Raw genomic sequence first — 14,121 nt, 5'->3', positions numbered from 1 at the left:
CCGTTGGTGCTCCTTCTGTATCTTGCCCGTTCATCTTGCCGGATAAACTCCGGGGGGCCGCAACGCGGCGGGGGCAGCGCCCCCTCGGCGCGCACAACCCACGCCGGCGCCGGGGCACACGCCGCTCACAGTCACGGCCCGCCATCCGGCGTGAAAACCAGATCCGATGTCCAGCCCTGTGCCCCCTGCGCGGTGATCGCGGCGTGGATCTGCCCGCGATGATGCGCCTGATGGGTAAACAGGTGCAGCACGCATTGCGCCACCGGCTTGACCTGTTCGCGCCCCGTCACCGCCGAATACCAGCGCAGATCGCCATGCAGGCTGGCTGCGCGCAGCCCTTCGGCCCACACGATCAGTCTTGCATCCGCGCGGAACCGCTCGGGGGCCCAGACCGACAGGGTCGGCGTCAGATCGACGCTGCTTGCGATGCCGCCCTCGGGCCTCGGCCAGTCGGCAAGGCGGCTCATCCAGATCCGATCGGCCCACAGCAGGTGGTTCACCGTCGCAAGGATCGTGCCAAAGTGCAGACCGCAGGGCTTGTGCGGAACAGCGGTCGGCAGCGCCTCAAGCACGGCTTTCATCTCGCGGTTCTGCCAGGCGTTGTAACGCGCCAGCATCAGAACATCCTCGGGGGCTGGCATCGGTGCCTCCTTGCTTGCGGGGCGGGGACTCGGCGCTGGACAACCAATTGTCTGACAATTAAACAGCCCCTCATGCCGCCCGCAACCCCCCCTGTACCCGATCGCTCGTCCACCATCGCTTCGGCGTTGCGCAGCGCCATTGTCGACGGGCGGCTGATGGTGGGCGACCGTCTGCCATCGGAAACCGAACTGGCCGAACAGTACGGCGTGTCGCGCCCCACCGTGCGCGAGGCGCTCAAGCGGCTGGCGGCGCAGTCGTTGATCCGCACCCGGCGCGGCGCCAGCGGCGGGGCTTTTGTCAATCACCTCAGCTACGACGCCGCCCACGATCAGCAGATCACCACCGGCGTGCTGCTGCTGTCGATGAACGCCATCAGCTTCGATGTCGCCTGCGAGGCGCGCTTTGCCATGGAACGCGCCTGCGCGCCCCTGGCTTGCGCCCGGCGCAACGAAGCCCAGCTGAGATGCATGCGCACCGAGGTCGCCCGCCAGTCCGACCCCGGTCTGACGGACGAAGCCTTTTGCGCATCCGACGTGGCCTTTCACCGGGCGCTTGTCGATGCCGCGGGCAACCCGGTGCTGTCGTGGCAACTGGCGGGCGCGGTCGAGGCGATGCAGCCGCTGATGAACATGATCACCTTCACCGCCCGAAGCCGCGCGCGCATCGTCGCGTTGCATGGCCGGATCGTCGATGCCGCCGAGGCGATGGATGTCAGCACTTGCGATACCGCCCTGCGCGACCTTGAATCCTATACAGTCGAGGTGCACGCGGCGGTGATGGCGCAGCGCGCGGAAAAAGCCTGCTCTGTCAGATGAATCTACGCGGCAAAGACCGCAGGCGCGCCCCCGCGATCTGCCGGACGCCGAACCGCGCCGAAATGGCCTCCGTAAGGTCGGCGGCGAGGCGATCATCCGGTTCCACGCCGCCGGCACCGACACCCCGACCTCACGGCGGTACTGCCAGGTCAGCCGACGTTTCGGGGCGACGATGATTTCCGCGTTCTGCGTTGCCATGTGACCCCGCCCCGCCGCTGGTCCCGTACCATCACCGGCGCGCCGCGATGCGGTATGATGACGGCGCGTCGGGCGCGCCCTGGATGCGAATACCGCGGCCTCTTGCGCAGTATTGCGTATTCACAGCGCCGTGATCTCTCGCTAACCTGGTGCACCGGCGGAGTGGAGACCGCCATGGGCGCCCTTGGGAGGGGGCGCGCGACCTAAGGGAGCCCAGGGAGGACACCCATGAACAACGTATTCGCAGCCGCAGTCGCGGCCTCTTTTGTCGTGACCGGCGCCAACGCCCAGGAGATGTTCGAAATGACATCGGGCTATGCCGAGAACCTGCCGATCCTCGGCACCGCATCGGTGGCCTTTGTCGAAAAGATCAACGCGATCTCGACCGAGGTGGAGTTCGAACATTTCAACCCCGGCGAACTTGTGCCGGCGCTGGAAATGCTGGATGCCACGTCGAACGGGTCGGTGGACGCCGCCTATTCGACCAGCGGCTACTGGCAGGGCAAGATGGCCGCCGCCGGACTGTTCGCCGCGGTGCCCTTTGGCCCCGAACCGGGCGAGATGCTGGCCTGGATGCTTTACGATGACGGGCTGAAATACTTCCAGCAGATGTATGACGACAACGGCTACAACGTGAAGGTGCTGCTGTGCGGCATGTACGCGCCCGAAACCAGCGGTTGGTTCAAAAAGGAAATCAACTCGATGGACGACCTCAAGGGGCTGAACATGCGCTTCTTCGGTCTGGGCGCCGAGGTGATGGCCAAGCTCGGCGTGTCGACGTCGCTGCTGGCGGGGGGCGACATTTTCCCGGCGCTGGAACGCGGTGCGATTGATGCGACCGAATTTTCCATGCCGCTGGTCGATGCCAACCTCGGATTTTACAACATCGCTAAATACAACTATTTTCCCGGCTGGCACCAGCCCTCCACCATGTTCGAGCTGCTGATCAACAAGGACAAGTGGGAAGACCTGGACGAGATCGCGCAGAACCAGATCGAAATCGCCTGCATGGCCAATCTTGCGGACAACTTTGCCGAGGGCGAGGCCAAGAACTTCCCCGCGATGAAGGAAAACGTCGACGCGCACGGCGTGCAGATCAAGAACTGGTCCGAAGAGCAGCTTCAGGCCTTTGAGCGTGCCTGGCTTGAGGTCGCGGGCGAACTGGCGGCCGAAGACGCGTTTTTCTCCGAAGTGTGGGATGATCTTCAGGAATTTCGCGAAGGTTACAAGCTGTGGGGGCATAACATCTACCTGCCGCGCCCCTATATCTCGGTCGCCGATCAATAGGTCCTCCGACCGCAACAGACCCTACCGGGGCGGCATCGCTGCCCTGGCCTTTCTGACGTTTGCGCAAGGGAGGCAGGCACGATGAGCGAGCAGACAAAGGCGGCGGCCGCGATCAGCGACCCCGGAGAAAACGGCCGCGCCGAGCACAATCGCGGGGACCGCCTTACGGTGCAGCTTGGCAATGTCGCGGCCTGGCTGTTTCCGGTTCTGATGGTGGCGATCTGTGCGCAGGTGGTGCTGCGTCAGGCCGGGCACAATCAGGCCTGGCTGGACGACCTGCAATGGTGGCTTTACGGCGCCGCCGTCCTGGTCGGCATCGGCTATGCGGTGGTGACCGACAGCCATGTGCGCGTCGACATTCTGTATGACAATTTCGACCGGGCGAAACGCGTCCGGATCGACATTTTCGGCCTGGTCTGGCTGTTTTTGCCGTTCATCATCCTCTGCTGGGACGTGACGCTGGATTACGCGCTGACGTCGATCCGGGCCGGCGAAGGCTCGGACAGTCCCAACGGGCTGCACAACCTGTGGATCCTGAAAAGCTTCATGAACCTGGCGTTCGTGTTCATCGCCATCGCGGTCTGGTCGACTTATGTGCGCCTGCTGGGCGACCTGACGCGCCCGGTGCTGTGGAAACAGCTGTTCTGGGCGTTTCCGTCGGTGGCCTACGCGGTGAACCTGGCGCTGTATTACGCCCTGTTCGGCTTTTTCTATCTTACCCGTGGCGAAAACACGTCGTCGCGAGACGTCGGTCGCCTGCCGGTCTTTGGCGAGCTGGAATTCGGCGCGCATGACATGCGCTACACCGTGCTGGGCGCGCTGATCCTGACCGTCCTCCTTATCGCCGTCCTGCGCGCTGTCGCGCCAAGAGAGGCCTGAGCGATGGACTGGCTTACCCTCAACGAAATCGCTGTGGCCGCGATGTTCCTCACCTTCATCTTCATGCTTTTCCGAGGCATCCCGGTCGCCTTTGCACTGGTCGGCGTGTCACTGGTGTTCGTGCTGATCGCCGAAATCGCGCTGGACCCGTACCGCAGCCTGTTCCGCGGCGTGATCGACTTTGACAGCACCGGGATCGACTATCGCAAGTTGCGGGCGCTGTCGGGGCGGATCTTTGGCAACACCATCAAGAACCCGGTGCTCGTGGCGCTGCCGATGTTCATCTACATGGGCCTGATGCTGGACCAGTCGGGCGTCGCGCAGCGCATGATGCACGCGATGCAAAAGCTGTTCGGGGGGCTGCGCGGCGGCCTCTCGCTGACCGTGCTGCTGATCGGCATCATCCTTGCCGCATCCACCGGGGTGATCGGCGCGTCGGTGACCTTGCTGGGCGTGATGGCCCTGCCCGCGATGATGGCGCAGAACTATTCCAGGCCCATCGCGACGGGCACCATCGCCAGCGCTGGCACGCTGGGCATTCTGATCCCACCGTCGATCATGCTGGTCATCATGTCCGACCAACTGGCGATTTCGCTTGGCGATCTGTTCATGGGGGCGCTGTTTCCGGGACTGATCCTTGGGGCGCTCTATATCCTGTTCATCGTGATCTACGGGCTGATATCACCCGATTCCATGCCCGCCCCCGCCAAGGCACAACGCGCCGGAGTCGCCGAGCTGAAAGAGGTGGCCGTGGCCGTGGTGCCCCCAATGCTGCTGATCCTGCTGGTGCTGGGGTCGATCTTTGTCGGCCTTGCCACCCCGACCGAGGCGTCGGGTCTCGGCGCGATGGGCGCGACGTTACTGGCGCTGTTCGCGCGGAAACTGAACCGGAAGGTGTTCCGCGAGGTCGCACGATCCACGCTCAACACCTCGGGCTACATCGTCGGCATCTTTCTGGCGGCGAATTTCTTTGCCTATGTGTTGCGCCGCTACGGCGGCGACGAGATCGTGCAGGAACTGGTGCTGTCGGCGTTTGACAGCCCCTACATGACCGTCGGGTTCATCCTGTTCATCGTGTTCTGCCTTGGCTTCCTGCTGGACTGGATCGAAATCACCATCATCATCATGCCGCTGATGCTGCCGATCATCCAGGGGCTGGAGCTGGCGGTGCCGGGGTTCGATCAGGTGCGCGACCCGCAGGTGGTGTGGTTCGCGATCCTTGTGGCGGTGACGTTGCAGACCTCGTTCCTGACGCCGCCAGTGGGGTTTGCGCTGTTCTACCTCAAGGGGGTGTGCCCGCCGGGGGTTTCGCTGTCGCATATCTACAAGGGCATCATTCCATTCGTGCTCTTGCAACTCCTGGGCCTGTTCATCGTGTTCCGGTTCCCGGCGCTGACCACATGGCTGCCATCGGTCGCCTACGCGGACTGATCCGAACGGCCAAGCCGGCCGCTTTGCGGCAACTGCTGAAAGACCGCGCTCCTCAGAGGCGCGGATTTTCGCATTCCTCGGTCTCGCGGCGGGGTTTATCGCGTTTTGCCGATCACCCGACTGTGCCAGTTGATGAATGCCAGATCCGGGCACGATCGGCACGAGGGGCCTGCCGTCACAGAACTGCGCGACGTCTGAGAGGATTCACCCGGGCGTCGCAACACCTTCAATTATATTCTGTTTGGGCAGCTGTTCGAGAGCCTCTGCGGGCGTCCGCCAGCCAAGTATATTGCAAGGTCGTGTGTTTAAGGCGCGCCACGGCGCTCGGTTCATCCGCACTGCGTTGACTGAGATCGGCGCCCTTCGGAACGTACTGGCGCAACAAGCCATCGGTGTTTTCGTTGCCGCCGCATTGCCACGGGCTCGGAGGATCACAGAAGTAGATTTCCGGACCTGTGTCGATCCTTGTCTGTGCATATTGAGCCATCTCGGCCCCCTTATCCCAGGTCAGGGACCGGCGCGGATGGGCCGCCATCTCATGATGGCCTCGGGGATGGCATTGCGGACGGCTTGCGCGCCATGACCTGCAAGGGCCTGGCCAGTCTTGATCGCCTGGCGCTTCCCATGGCCCCCCATGCGCGGCAGATGTAGAAGCATGATCAACCGCGTGGAGGTTCAACCAGCGTGGCAACCTCAGCGCTCGGCCGAAGCGCAGGCATGCCGGGATCGCTCGCTTCAGGGTTCCACGTCCCTGAATGTGAAGCGCCTGACAAATCGCCTCGTGGCCGATACGCATGGTCGGGTTCTCGGGGAAGTCTATCTTCAGACGCGGCGCGATCTGTTCCGGGCTCCAGGCGGCAGACCAGCGTCGGCTTTGCCGATGAACGGCCCACCGTCTTTTTCCATACCACGGCAGGCCCATCGAAGGCGCCGCAAATCGCGGCTTGACGAACAGAAGAGCTGCAATGCCGCCGTCGAGGCCTTCGTCAACCTGCTCAAGCGCGAGAGGATCTGGCGGCGGACATACAGAACCCGCGAAAACGCTCCCCAGGGCATGTTCGACGACATCGAGATGTTCTACAGTCCGAAGCGCACGCGCGCCCGAACGGGCGGTGCATGGCCCGCAACTGCGACCGCCAGATCGCGAAAGCTCAAATCCGCGCCGCCGCGATGAACCGCTTCACTGGGCTCGCCACCCCGTCACGAACGCCGCGGGGCAAGTGTGTCCGGGAAAGCGGCGCTGTTGCCAGAATCCGATTTGCGCAACAGCGCTGTACAACGCCCGATATCCGGCCTGCGCACACTCCAACCGGCGTCAGCCTCGGCGGCTGCGCAAGAAATGGGTCAGCATTCCGTTCGGCGCCGGTAGAAAGCAGCAGGCCAGCACAAAGCGCAACGGGTTGATCATCATCATCGCCAGGCTCCTCGGTCTCATGATGCCGTGGGTTCGGGGGCGGCGTCTGCCGCTTTGCGCCCAGCGTGCCATCGTGAAACAGCGTTTCCGTGACGATATTGCAACGAATTCACAACAATCCACGCTGCACCCCCCGTGCGGGCGCCCCGGCTTAGCGGTTGCGCAGACCGTCCTCCAGAACGGTCAGGACGGTTTCACGCGGCACATCCGCGGTTACGAAAGCCTGACCGACGCCGCGCGCAAGGACGAACCGAATGGCCCCATCCACCACCTTTTTGTCCTGCCCCATCAATGCAAACAGCGCCTCGGCGTCTGGAAGATCGCCGGGAATATCCGCAAGATCGGCCTTCAATCCCATCGCACCAAGATGCGCCCGCAGGCGCGAGGGGTCTTCCTGCGCGCACAGCCCCAGCCGCGCCGACAGATCGAAGGCCAGCGCGCAGCCGATGGCCACGCCCTCGCCGTGCAGCAGACGCGCGGAATACCCCGTGGCCGATTCCAGCGCATGACAGAACGTATGCCCAAGGTTCAGCAGCGCCCGTTCACCCTGTTCCGTCTCGTCGCGCGCCACGATCCCGGCTTTCATCTCGACCGACCGGCCCACCGCATGGGCCAGCGCGGCCCGATCCCGGCGGCGAACCGAAGCGGCGTTGGCTTCGAGCCAGTCGAAAAACGCCGCATCCCCCAGCAACCCGTATTTCACCACCTCGCCGTAGCCAGCCAGGAAATCCCGGTCGGTCAGCGTGTCAAGCACCGCAATATCGGCCAGCACCAGCGAGGGCTGATGGAACGCACCCACCAGATTCTTGCCCGAGGGCGAATTGATCCCGGTCTTTCCGCCCACCGAACTGTCGACCTGCGCCAGCAGCGAGGTCGGAATCTGGACGAACCGCACGCCCCGCCGCAGGATCGCCGCGGCAAAGCCCACAAGGTCGCCGATGACGCCCCCCCCAAGCGCGACCACCACGTCGCGCCGTTCGACCTTTTTCGCCAGCAGCCATTCCACCACATGTTCAAGCTCGCGCCAGCATTTTGTCGCCTCGCCCGGCGGCAACAGCAGCGAGGTGCAGGTGATACCCTCGGCTTCGAGCGCGGTCTGAAGCGTGCCAAGATGAGCCTTGGCGACCGTGGCGTCGCTGACCACCACCACCCGGTTGCGCGGCAGCAGCGGCGCCAGTGCCGCGCCGGCGGTTTCCAGCAGGCCCGCACCGATGCGCACGTCATAGGCGCGTTCGCCAAGCGCGACATGTACCGTTTTCACCATCAAATCTCCTCGTCGGCCAATACATCCGGCCGCGCCTTCAGCATCTCGATCACACGCGCGGCCATGTCCTCGACGCTGCGCCCCGTTTCGGAGGTCACCGTGAGATCCGCCAGGCGATAGACGGGCACGCGGGCCTCGTAGATGTCGCGCAGGGTCGCGTGCGGATCGGGGGTGCGCAACAGCGGCCTTGTGCTTTTGTGGCGCACCCTGTTCCACAGCACCGGAAGCGCCGCGTCAAGCCAGACGGCCACGCCGCGCCGGGTGATCATGTCCCGGTTTTCGGCCCGCATGTAGGCCCCGCCTCCGGTCGACAGCACCGCCGGGGGGCCATCCAGAAGGCGCGAAATGATCTGGGTTTCGCGGGCCCGGAAAAACGGCTCGCCGTCGCGTTCGAAAATCTCGGCGATCGACATGTTGGCGGCAGATTCGATCTCGGCGTCCGAATCGCGAAACGGCACGCGCAACGCGGTGGCCAGCGCCTTGCCGACCGCCGTCTTGCCCGCCCCCATCATCCCGACCAGAACCACTGTCTTTTTCAGCGCAAGCGCCTGCGCCCTTGTATCTCGGCCATCCATCGCCAATTCTTCCTCCCGACGGGTGAATGACGTGAGTTTGCCCAAAAGGCCAGTTATAAGTTCCCGAAAAGATCACGAGGCAGGACGACCGACACTATGGGACGCATCATCAAATGGCTGTTTATCCTGCTGATCCTGGGCGCGATCGCGCTGGTAGGATACGTTTATGTGGGGCCGTTCTTCGGCGCCGATTTTTCACCGCCGCAGACCGAAATCCGGCAACCCGTGGAGCTAGATGCACAGTAAGATCACGCTCGCCGCACTTGTGAGCCTCGCCGCCAGCGGCGTCCTGGCCCAGAATGCGCCCGTAAACCGGCCTGCCGCGGCACCGGGTGCGCCGATGTCGGCCATCGGCTGGCTGGGCGAGGGCAGCGCGAATGTGCCGACGGTGTTGCGCCGACCGACCGGCCCGCTTGCACCGCCGCGGCTTGACGAGCCGCCCGTGGCCTCCAGCGGGGCCAGCCCCGAGGTCGAAGTCCTGCCGCTGGGCACGCCTTCCCCCGGATCGGCCGGATTGCTGCCGATGTCGGTGACCGGCTTGCCGCGCAGCCTGTGGACATCCAGCGATACCGAAACGCTGTCGTCGCTGCTGGCCGCCGTCGATCCGGGGGTGCCGGCGCTTTCGGCCTTGCTGTTCACACTGTTGCTCGCCGAGGCGGACGCGCCGGTCGCCAGCGACGGCGGCGCGCGCTTTCTGGTCGCGCGGCTTGACCGTCTGCTGGCCGAAGGGGCCGTCGACCCCGGCCTGGCCCTGATCGAACAGGCCGGGCGGGTCACCAGCCCCGCCCTGTTTTTGCGCTGGTTCGATCTGGCGCTGCTTGCCGGCCACGACGAGGCCCCCTGCACCGCGCTCAAGGCACAGCCCGAGCTTTCGGGCGATCTTGCGACCCGCATCTATTGCGACGCGCGTCAGGGCGACTGGACTCACGCGGCCACGGTGCTGACCACGGCGCAGGCGCTCGGGCAGATCCCGGAGCGCGACGGCGCATTGCTTCTGCGATTTCTCGACCCAGAGCTTGGCGATGGCAGCGCGCCCGTGCAGGTGCCCGCGCGCCCCACACCGCTGCAATTCCGCCTGTTCGAGGCGGTGGGCGAGGCGCTGCCGACGCAGCCCCTGCCCCGCGCCTTTGCCGCGACCGAATTGTCAGGCACCGCCGGGTGGCGCGCGCAGCTTCTGGCGGGCGAACGCCTGGCCCGGCGCGGCGCTCTGGCCGAGAACCGCCTGCTGGGGCTGTATTCCGACCGTCGGCCCGCCGCTTCAGGCGGAGTCTGGGACAGGGTGTCGGCGGTGCAATCGCTTGACGCGGCCCTCGCCACAGCGCGCGCGGATCTGATTGGCCCCGCTTTGGTCAAGGCCTGGCCGCAGATGCGCAGCGCGGGGCTGCTTGTGCCCTTCGCAAAGCTGTTTGGCCCCCGGTTGACGGATGTCCGCCTGACGGGCCGCGCGCGTACGCTGGCAGATCGCGCAGAGCTGCTGTCGGACGGCTACGAATCCGCGGCGCGCCGGCTTGGGGACCGTGACGGGCTGATGGCCACGGTCGCCGCCATCGCCACAGGCACCGCGCCCGATCCCGTGCCCGAAGGCGGCCCGCGGGCGGCGGTTGCGCGCGCATGGAGCGATGCGGCAACGCCCCCGGCGGTGCTGCAACAGATGCTGGCCCAAGGACGCCTTGGCGAGGTCATCCTGCGCTCCATCGCTCTGTTTTCTTCGGGCGCCGAGGGCAATCACGACGACCTTGCCGAGGCGTTGGCCACGCTGCGTGCGGTCGGGCTGGAGGACACCGCCCGGCGTGCGGCGATACAATTGCTCATTCTGTCCGACGAGGGCGCCCCCCTATGAGCGCAACAAACTGGATCGGCGCGTTTCTTGAGGCACAGGTGGCCGAACGCGGCGCCGCCGACAACACCACCGCCGCCTACGGGCGCGATCTTGCGGATTTCACCGGATGGCTCGCGGCACGCAACCGTGCGCTTGACAATGCGCACCGGCGCGACGTCGAAGACTATCTCGTGCATTGCGAAGCCCAGGGGCTCGCGCTCGCCACCCGCGCACGCCGCCTGTCGTCAATCAAACAGGTCTATCGCTTCGCGTTCGAAGAGGGGCTGCGGGACGACAATCCCGCCATCCAGATACCGGGGCCGGGCAAGTCGAAACGCCTGCCCAAGACCCTGAGCCTGCAAGAGGTCGACAGGCTGCTGGCCGCAGGCGCGGCGCATGGGCGCACCGAAGACGACCGGCTGCGCAATGCCTGCCTGATGCAATTGCTGTATGCCACGGGCATGCGGGTGACCGAACTGGTGACCCTGCCGATGTCCGCAGCGCGCGGTGATCCGCGCATGCTGCTGATCCGGGGCAAGGGCGGCAAGGAGCGCATGGTGCCACTGTCGCCCCCCGCCCGGACGGCGCTGAGCGCCTGGATCGCCAGGCGCGATGCCCAGGACGAGCTGCGGCGCAGTGATAGCAAGCCGTCGCAGACCCACCTGTTTCCGTCGCGTGGCAAGGCCGGCCACCTGTCAAGGCATTCGTTTTATGTGCTGATCAAGGAATTCGCGGTCGAGGCAGGGGTGTCTCCAGCCAAGGTGACGCCGCACACGCTGCGCCATGCCTTTGCGACGCACCTGCTGCAAAACGGCGCGGATCTGCGGGCAATCCAGACCTTTCTGGGCCATGCCGACGTGGCGACGACCGAAATCTACACCCATGTGCTTGAAGAGCGGCTGAAGGAGCTGGTGCTTGACCACCACCCGCTTGCCAGGGACTGACCCCGGCGCCCGAAAATTCTTCGACGAAGAATTTTCTCTTCGGCGTCACGGTTTGCGCGCCGTCGTCAGCGTCGCGTGGCAAATTCTTCGACGAAGAATTTGCGCGGGGATCCGCGCCCCGGGCCCTTGATCCGCCGCCTGCGCCGCCGCATAACCGGCATGATACCCTGAGACGAACGGATGACCATGGACGCTTCTTCCACCACCGATGCCGCCCTCTGGATCACGGCCGGCGCCATCTTGTTGCTCATTGTCATGTCGGCCTTTTTCTCCGGGTCGGAAACCGCGTTGACCGCCGCGTCGCGCGGCAAGCTGCGCGCGGCGCAGGACCGCGGATCCAGGGGGGCTGAAACCGCTCTGAAGATCACCGAGGACAGCGAGCGGCTGATCGGGTCGGTTCTGCTGGGCAACAACCTGGTGAACATTCTGGCGACATCGCTTGCGACAACGCTCTTCACCGGCCTTTTCGGCGACAGCGGCGTGGCGCTTGCTACGCTGATCATGACCCTGCTGGTGCTGATTTTTGCCGAGGTCCTTCCCAAGACCTATGCCATCACCAACCCTGAAACCGCCGCCGCCGGGGTTGCCCGCCCGATCCGCGTCATCATTCTGGTGTTTGCGCCCGTGGTCGGGGCCATCCGCGCGATTGTCCGACTTATCCTGCGACTTTTCGGCGTGCAGACCGACCCCGACAGCCAGATCCTTGCCGTGCGTGAAGAGATCGCCGGCGCGCTTCACCTTGGCCATTCCGAGGGTGTCGTCGAAAAGGAAGACCGGGACCGCATTCTGGGCGCGCTCGATCTGGCCGAGCGCACGGTCGAGGAAATCATGTTGCACCGGTCCAATATCGAAATGGTCGATGCGGACAACGAGCCGCGCGCGATCCTTCAGCAATGTCTTGAAAGCTCGTACACCCGCCTGCCGGTGTTCCGCGGCGAGCAGGAGAACATCATCGGCGTCGCCCACGCCAAGGACCTGATGCGCGCCATGTACGAAACCATGGACAAGGCGGGGGACCGCGCGCCCGAGGCGCTCGACGACTTTCGCATCACCGATGTGATGATGCATCCCTATTTCGTGCCCGACACCACGACACTGGCCGATCAGATGCGCAATTTCCTGCACAAGCATACGCATTTCGCGCTGGTGGTGGACGAATACGGCTCGCTGGAAGGGCTGATTACGCTTGAGGACATCCTTGAGGAAATCGTCGGCGAAATCACCGATGAACACGACCCCGATGCCGAGCATCAGGTCAGCGCGGGCGAAGACGGCTGGTATTGGCTGGACGGTGCGATGACCATTCGCGACTTGAACCGCGCGACCGAATGGGCGCTGCCAGACGACGAGGCGAACACCCTTGCCGGGCTGGTGATTCACGAGGCGCAGATGATCCCGACCCCCGGCCAGCGGTTCAGCTTTCACGGTTTTCGCTTCGAGGTGATGGAACGCGACAACAACCGGATCACTCGGCTGCGGGTGCGACCCCTCGTGCAGCGAACATCTTCGGACTGATCTGGCCAGATTCGGCCTCGGCCCCGGCGCCAAGGTTGATCGGCAGTTCCGCGCGCAGTTCGAATCCATCCGCCACCCGGCCTTCCGACAGGGTTCCGCTGACCTGTGCCGCCGCGGCTTCCATCAGCCGCGCCCCAAGCGAGGTCGAAGACAGTACGTCGACCTCTGTCGCGCCATGGCGGGCGATGCCGTTGTCGCGACAGACAAACTGCATCCGGTTCGGACCGACCCGCGTCAGTTCGAAGCGCACGATCAGCCCGTCCGGCGCCAGCGCGTATTTTGCACTGTTGGCCGCAAATTCGTTGGCGATCACGCCGAGCGCCGTTGCCACGCGACTGTCCACTTCGATGGGCGCGGCGTCGATTTCGAAACGGGCATCCGCTGGCGCGTTGCGTTGCAACAGTTGCGATACGCGGTCAAGATAGCTGTCCAGCCGCAGGTGATGCATCTTGGAGGTCAGGTTCAGTTCGGCGTGAAGCTGCGAAATGGCATCGACCCGGCGGGCGACCGCATCCAGCGCCTCGCGCGCGTCCTCGCTGCGTGTGCGCCCGCGATACAGCCGAATGGTCGATGCCACCGTTTGCAGCGAGTTCTTCACCCTGTGGTCGATTTCCTCGCGCAGGATTTCCTTGTTGCGCAGCGCGCGTTCCAGATCCAGCTGGCGCATCACCTGCCGCCCCATCACCTCCAGAAGCTGGCGCTGCGGTGGCGTCAGGCGGCGCGGGCGCGTGTCCAGCACGCACAGCGTGCCAATGCGGTGTCCGCTGCGGGTGATCAGCGGCGCGCCAGCATAAAAGCGCATGTTGTCAGTCAGACCACAGCACAGCGGATTGTCGGCGCTGCGCAGATCCAGCAGCGTATCCTCGATTTCCAGAATGCCGTCTTCAAGGATGGCATGCGAACAGATCGACTGGTTCAGCGGCGTTTCGGACGGGACAAAGCCATGCCGGGCGCGAAACCACTGGCGGTGCGCGTCAACGAGACTGATAAGCACGACGGGCACTTCAAGCATCGTCGCCAACAGATCGACGACCTCGTCGAACGCCGGATCGGGCGCGGCATCAAGCACGCCAAAGCTGTGCAGCTCGGACAGCCGTTCTTCTTCGTTCGAGGCCTTAGGTGCGACTGCCATTGGACCGCCCATCATTTTCACCCGGCCCCTGATTTTAAGGATCACGACGATCCCGTCAACCGCAGATACCGTTGGCACCGCGCGCGCGGCACGATCCCCCCTGCCGCGCCGCAGGCCCGGTCGCCGCCGAGACATCTGAAGACGTTGAATTGTTTTCGTTACCAAAAAATCCACCAAAGCACGAACCCCTGCGCTATAAGACCCGC

The 14,121-nt window shown here is 64.6% G+C and carries 12 protein-coding genes and 3 pseudogenes; 10 read left to right on the top strand and 5 right to left on the bottom strand.

Features of this window, described 5'->3' with window-relative positions; translation table 11 throughout:
- Positions 1–131: 131 nt before the first annotated feature.
- Positions 132–641, bottom strand: coding sequence for a DinB family protein (locus ATI53_RS05155; RefSeq protein ID WP_111549865.1), 510 nt, complete (start codon positions 639–641; stop codon positions 132–134).
- A gap of 72 nt (positions 642–713) precedes the next feature.
- Here ATI53_RS05155 and ATI53_RS05150 point away from each other — a divergent pair, with 72 nt between their 5' ends.
- The 4 genes from ATI53_RS05150 (at position 714) to ATI53_RS05135 (ending at position 5,252) form a co-directional block, all read left to right on the top strand.
- The gene (locus tag ATI53_RS05150) at positions 714–1,457 is read left to right on the top strand and encodes a FadR/GntR family transcriptional regulator (protein ID WP_111549864.1); all 744 of its coding nucleotides are present in this window, start codon (positions 714–716) and stop codon (positions 1,455–1,457) included.
- Between the two features lie 426 nt (positions 1,458–1,883).
- Positions 1,884–2,942 (top strand): TRAP transporter substrate-binding protein, encoded by a 1,059-nt coding sequence (locus ATI53_RS05145; RefSeq protein ID WP_111549863.1) that lies wholly within the window; start codon positions 1,884–1,886, stop codon positions 2,940–2,942.
- Between the two features lie 81 nt (positions 2,943–3,023).
- The gene (locus ATI53_RS05140; protein ID WP_009503247.1) at positions 3,024–3,821 is read left to right on the top strand and encodes a TRAP transporter small permease subunit; all 798 of its coding nucleotides are present in this window, start codon (positions 3,024–3,026) and stop codon (positions 3,819–3,821) included.
- Positions 3,822–3,824: 3 nt separating this feature from the next.
- Complete coding sequence (locus ATI53_RS05135) at positions 3,825–5,252, top strand: TRAP transporter large permease (RefSeq protein ID WP_111549862.1); 1,428 nt, start codon at positions 3,825–3,827, stop codon at positions 5,250–5,252.
- A gap of 204 nt (positions 5,253–5,456) precedes the next feature.
- Here the strand turns inward: ATI53_RS05135 and ATI53_RS23825 are convergent.
- Positions 5,457–6,186, bottom strand: a pseudogene (locus tag ATI53_RS23825) (IS30 family transposase); the annotation flags it as partial.
- Positions 6,187–6,216: 30 nt separating this feature from the next.
- On the opposite strand from ATI53_RS23825, the pseudogene ATI53_RS23820 reads away from it, so the two are divergent.
- Together ATI53_RS23820 and ATI53_RS24340 are read left to right on the top strand one after the other, a co-directional pair.
- Positions 6,217–6,363, top strand: a pseudogene (locus ATI53_RS23820) (IS3 family transposase); the annotation flags it as partial.
- Positions 6,363–6,464, top strand: a pseudogene (locus ATI53_RS24340) (IS5/IS1182 family transposase); the annotation flags it as partial. The pseudogenes ATI53_RS23820 and ATI53_RS24340, both read left to right, overlap by 1 nt.
- Positions 6,465–6,817: 353 nt before the next feature.
- On the opposite strand, the gene aroB reads toward ATI53_RS24340, so the two are convergent.
- Complete coding sequence (gene aroB / locus ATI53_RS05125; RefSeq protein WP_009503242.1) at positions 6,818–7,930, bottom strand: 3-dehydroquinate synthase; 1,113 nt, start codon at positions 7,928–7,930, stop codon at positions 6,818–6,820.
- Complete coding sequence (locus ATI53_RS05120) at positions 7,930–8,505, bottom strand: shikimate kinase (RefSeq protein WP_009503240.1); 576 nt, start codon at positions 8,503–8,505, stop codon at positions 7,930–7,932. The genes aroB and ATI53_RS05120 overlap by 1 nt, the downstream gene beginning before the upstream one ends.
- 96 nt (positions 8,506–8,601) lie before the next feature.
- Between ATI53_RS05120 and ATI53_RS23190 the strand changes: the two genes are divergently transcribed.
- From ATI53_RS23190 to ATI53_RS05105, 4 genes are all read left to right on the top strand, one after another.
- Positions 8,602–8,751: a hypothetical protein gene (locus ATI53_RS23190; protein WP_009503239.1), complete on the top strand. Its 150-nt coding sequence runs from the start codon at positions 8,602–8,604 to the stop codon at positions 8,749–8,751.
- Positions 8,741–10,345 (top strand): hypothetical protein, encoded by a 1,605-nt coding sequence (locus ATI53_RS05115; RefSeq protein ID WP_223865898.1) that lies wholly within the window; start codon positions 8,741–8,743, stop codon positions 10,343–10,345. The genes ATI53_RS23190 and ATI53_RS05115 overlap by 11 nt, the downstream gene beginning before the upstream one ends.
- Complete coding sequence (locus tag ATI53_RS05110; RefSeq protein ID WP_009503236.1) at positions 10,342–11,268, top strand: site-specific tyrosine recombinase XerD; 927 nt, start codon at positions 10,342–10,344, stop codon at positions 11,266–11,268. Before ATI53_RS05115 ends, ATI53_RS05110 begins: the two co-directional genes overlap by 4 nt.
- A gap of 186 nt (positions 11,269–11,454) precedes the next feature.
- Entirely contained in the window at positions 11,455–12,783 is a 1,329-nt protein-coding gene (locus ATI53_RS05105) for an HlyC/CorC family transporter (protein ID WP_009503234.1), read from the top strand.
- On the opposite strand, the gene ATI53_RS05100 is transcribed toward ATI53_RS05105, so the two are convergent.
- The gene (locus tag ATI53_RS05100) at positions 12,734–13,915 is read right to left on the bottom strand and encodes a sensor histidine kinase (RefSeq protein ID WP_009503232.1); all 1,182 of its coding nucleotides are present in this window, start codon (positions 13,913–13,915) and stop codon (positions 12,734–12,736) included. The genes ATI53_RS05105 and ATI53_RS05100 overlap by 50 nt on opposite strands.
- Positions 13,916–14,121: the final 206 nt, after the last annotated feature.

Origin of the sequence: Salipiger aestuarii, from assembly GCF_003259905.1 — a bacterium.
In the GTDB taxonomy this organism is placed as follows: domain Bacteria; phylum Pseudomonadota; class Alphaproteobacteria; order Rhodobacterales; family Rhodobacteraceae; genus Salipiger; species Salipiger aestuarii.
Note: the sequence above shows the minus strand (reverse complement) of the source record. Positions and strands in the feature narration are given on the sequence as shown.

Coding starts and splice junctions, on each gene's coding strand:
- ATI53_RS05120 (WP_009503240.1), bottom strand. CDS start 8,505: ATGGATGGCCGAGATACAAGGGCGCAGGCGCTTGCGCTGAAAAAGACA.
- ATI53_RS05115 (WP_223865898.1), top strand. CDS start 8,741: ATGCACAGTAAGATCACGCTCGCCGCACTTGTGAGCCTCGCCGCCAGC.
- ATI53_RS05105 (WP_009503234.1), top strand. CDS start 11,455: ATGGACGCTTCTTCCACCACCGATGCCGCCCTCTGGATCACGGCCGGC.
- ATI53_RS05150 (WP_111549864.1), top strand. CDS start 714: ATGCCGCCCGCAACCCCCCCTGTACCCGATCGCTCGTCCACCATCGCT.
- ATI53_RS23190 (WP_009503239.1), top strand. CDS start 8,602: ATGGGACGCATCATCAAATGGCTGTTTATCCTGCTGATCCTGGGCGCG.
- ATI53_RS05155 (WP_111549865.1), bottom strand. CDS start 641: ATGCCAGCCCCCGAGGATGTTCTGATGCTGGCGCGTTACAACGCCTGG.
- ATI53_RS05100 (WP_009503232.1), bottom strand. CDS start 13,915: ATGGCAGTCGCACCTAAGGCCTCGAACGAAGAAGAACGGCTGTCCGAG.
- aroB (WP_009503242.1), bottom strand. CDS start 7,930: ATGGTGAAAACGGTACATGTCGCGCTTGGCGAACGCGCCTATGACGTG.
- ATI53_RS05110 (WP_009503236.1), top strand. CDS start 10,342: ATGAGCGCAACAAACTGGATCGGCGCGTTTCTTGAGGCACAGGTGGCC.
- ATI53_RS05135 (WP_111549862.1), top strand. CDS start 3,825: ATGGACTGGCTTACCCTCAACGAAATCGCTGTGGCCGCGATGTTCCTC.
- ATI53_RS05145 (WP_111549863.1), top strand. CDS start 1,884: ATGAACAACGTATTCGCAGCCGCAGTCGCGGCCTCTTTTGTCGTGACC.
- ATI53_RS05140 (WP_009503247.1), top strand. CDS start 3,024: ATGAGCGAGCAGACAAAGGCGGCGGCCGCGATCAGCGACCCCGGAGAA.